We start from the raw sequence: 3,664 nt of genomic DNA on the forward strand, positions 1-3,664 counted from the left end.
CGCCTAAAACAACAGCCCGCAAGCCGTCCGGTCCCGCGTAACCGGACAGCTTGCGTTTTCCACTAATAAGATCACTGAAAGAATCTACATCCCGAGGGAGTGAGCAGTGGACTGTCGGCGACTCTCGGAAAGGAGTTCGTCGAGGAGCGGCAGAGATTGCTTTTGCGTCGATGGTCTTTGTCGAAGCGGCACAAAATGCCCTCCGACGTCACGCCAGCTGAGACGGAGCCCAATTCGCTGACACGGTGGGTTAGAATGCGAGGAACAAGCCCCAGGCGATCTCTCCTACGTTAAAATCGATTCCGCCGATTTGGCGTGGCAAGATTGCCTCTGACGTTTCCCGCCCCCCAGACCCGAAAAGTCTCCCACCATGCGTTTTCTACTGCACGTGATTTGTCTGTTGTTGTGTGCCGGTGTGGCATTGGCCGACGCGTCTGACCCCGACTTTATCGTTGTCGAAGCGCTATTGCGGATGGACGATGGAGCGGGGCTCGTGGAATCGGATGTCGAAGTGGCACACGCTGTCGATCGATACCTTGAACAAAAGACAGGTCAACGAGAACTCCTCGATCTTGTGTCGAAGTTGAAGCTGCGCAACCAAACCGAACGACTAATCGACTTTTTTGAACCGAATGTCGATGCCAGTCTGCAGGTGGAAGCGGCGAGATTGCTGCTGGCCTCAGGTCAATCGAAGTGGGTGAAAGATCGTATCGCGGTGGGTGACTCGGTTTCGGTCGCTCTCGCCAGTTCGCTCGGCTTGATCAATGACGGTCAGTCGGTTGCCGTTTTAAAACCGTTTGTCACCGCTGATGTCCCGGCGTCGGTGCGAATCGCTGCAGCTGGTGGGCTGGGCCGCGGACGCGTGGGGCAACAGTATCTTGCCTCTTTGCATCGCAGCGAAACGCTTCCTCGCGAGTGCCGGTACGTCGTTTACAACGCCTTGCTCAACGCGAAATCCAAAGAACTGCATGAGATTGCCGCCGAATTGGCGCCGCCACCGTCAACGACGGGGGAATCACTGCCCGCGATTTCGAAACTGCTGCGGATGAAAGGTGATGGCAAAGCCGGAAAAGTCACCTTCAATACCAAAGGCACGTGCTCGAAATGCCACAAAGTACACGGAGTCGGAGTCGAAGTTGGCCCGGATCTATCGGAGATCGGTAGCAAGCTTTCTCGGGAAGCCATGTACACGGCGATACTCAATCCGAACGCCGGAATCAGTCACAACTACGAACAATACGGAATCGTCACCGTCGACGGTTTGGTGCTCAACGGTTTGTTGGTCAACAAGAACGATGACGAAGTCACGATCAAGACACCCGAAGGGATCGAGCGGAAAATTGCGACCGATGACATCGAGGAGATGATCCAGCGTGACGTATCACTGATGCCCGAAAATCTGCATCAACTGATGTCGGTGCAAGAACTAGTTGATCTCGTTGATTATTTAAGTCTGCTCAAGAACAAGACTCAGAAAGGCTTTCACGTTCTCAATGCGAACGGGAACGAAGTCGCGGAGGCCGTATCTCACGCTGCGAGCGATGCACTTGCCGGCTTAACTGTTGCCGACGGACTCGCCGTCAATTTGTTTTCCGCTGAACCGACACTCCGTAACCCTAGCAACATCGATGTGGATCATCTCGGCCGCGTTTGGGTTTGCGAAGTCGTGAATTACCGTCATTTTCGAAATCCGAATAACCCGGTGCGCACCGAAGGTGACCGGATCTTAGTGCTGGAGGATACCGACGGCGACGGGGCCGCTGATAACGAAACCGTGTTCCATCAAGGCACGGATGTGAATTCGGCGCATGGGATCTGCGTTCTAGGTAACCGCGTGATCGTTTCCGCGGGCGACAGTGTCTACTCGTTTTTAGACGAGGACGGTGACCTCGTTGCCGATCACAAGGATGTCATGTTTACCGGAATCGGCGGTGTCGAGCACGATCACGGCATCCACGCGTTCGTGCCGGGGCCGGACGGCAAACTCTATTTCAACTTCGGAAACGAAGGGCACCAGATCAAAGACGCAAACGGAAAACTCATCGTTGATCGGAGCGGACGTGAAGTTCGCGATCACGGCAAACCGTATCAACAGGGAATGGTTTTTCGTTGCGATTTGGACGGTACCAAAGTTGAAACTCTGGCGTGGAATTTTCGAAACAATTGGGAAGTCTGTGTCGATTCGTTTGGCACGATGTGGCAGTCGGACAATGACGACGATGGCAACCGAGGAACTCGCATCAATTATGTGATGCCGTTCGGCAATTACGGGTATCGTGGCGAGCTCGACCATTCGACTTGGCGGGTGCCCCGAACGGGCATGCACGACGAGATTCCACTGCGGCATTGGCACCTGCGAGATCCAGGTGTGGTTCCCAACGTTGTTCAAACCGGAGCGGGATCGCCGACTGGGATCATCCGATACGAAGGTGAAATGTTGCCGGAGAAATACCACGGGCAATTGATTCATTGCGATCCGGGGCCGAACTCGGTCCGCATGTATGCACTGCAAGATGACGGCGCCGGGTACGTCGGTCATCAAGAAGAGATGTTGACAGGAACGGGGGATCGTTGGTTCCGACCCGTTGATGTCTGCGTGGCCCCGGACGGATCGTTATTCGTTGCCGATTGGTACGATCCTGGCGTCGGCGGACACCGTATGGGCGATACGGAACGAGGACGCGTGTTTCGGCTGACCAACGCTGGAAACGAGGCGACATATCAATTGACGCTTCTCGATTTGGAAACCATTGCGGGAGCGATCGAAGGTTTGAAGAGTCCCAACATCGCAACCAGGTACGTGGCGGCTGCAAAGCTTCGTCAGGAAGGCCGAGGTAGTGAAAAGGCGTTAATCGAGTTGATCGAAAAGTCAACCAACCCGGCATTTCGGGCTCGTGCGTTGTGGGTGTTGGCGAGTTTTAATCCCGAAAGATCAATCTCGCTCGCGAAAGCTGATTCGAGCTCGGATGTGCGGTGCGTTGCGATTCGAATTGCGACTGCGGCCGGCATCGACATGATCGACGTCGCGTCACAATTTCTGTCCGATCCGTCGCCGCAAGTTCGCCGCGAGGCAGCGCTTTCACTGCGTGGTCTTGGCGAGGCGATGGCTCCGATATGGGCGCAGTATGCATTCAAACACGATGGTGCAGACCGCTGGTATGTCGAGGCTCTCGGCATCGCGGCGGATGGAAATTGGGACTCGTGTATGGACGCGTGGTTAGCAACCGTGGGCGACGATTGGGACACTGCCGCAGGACGGGATTTGATTTGGCGCAGTCGAGCCACCAAGTCGAGCGAGTTACTCGCCAAGGTGTTGACGCAATCAGTAGATCGTTCCGATGCGGCGCGGTATTTGAGAGCACTTGATTTTCAACCGCAATCGAAAAATAAACAGGAGGCGCTGGAGTCGATTGCCGTGCAGGCTGCTCGGCTACCGAATCTTTAAGAAGCCGTTTCCAAACAAACGCGTAGCGAACAAGCGAGCCATGCGTCGATGGAAATGCCAAACCGAGTATGAGCCGAAGGGGAACCGCCTTGGCCGCCCGTTCAACGTGTCGCCTACGCGACTTGGCTTACGAGTGGTCGTCTAACCGGAAATCACGAGTTGCTCAAACCGGAGGGATCGCGACCTACCGCTAGAAAGCTATAGGGGTAGGGAAGTCCG

1 protein-coding gene is annotated in these 3,664 nt (G+C 55.2%); it reads left to right on the forward strand.

The annotated features are described in order from the left end of the window. Positions 1–370: 370 nt before the first annotated feature. Positions 371–3,445, forward strand: coding sequence for a PVC-type heme-binding CxxCH protein (locus NB063_RS30120; RefSeq protein WP_250933168.1), 3,075 nt, complete (start codon positions 371–373; stop codon positions 3,443–3,445). The last annotated feature ends 219 nt before the right edge of the window (positions 3,446–3,664 follow it).

The sequence above is a fragment of the Aporhodopirellula aestuarii genome (genome assembly GCF_023701485.1).
In the GTDB taxonomy this organism is placed as follows: Bacteria; Planctomycetota; Planctomycetia; order Pirellulales; family Pirellulaceae; genus Rhodopirellula; species Rhodopirellula aestuarii.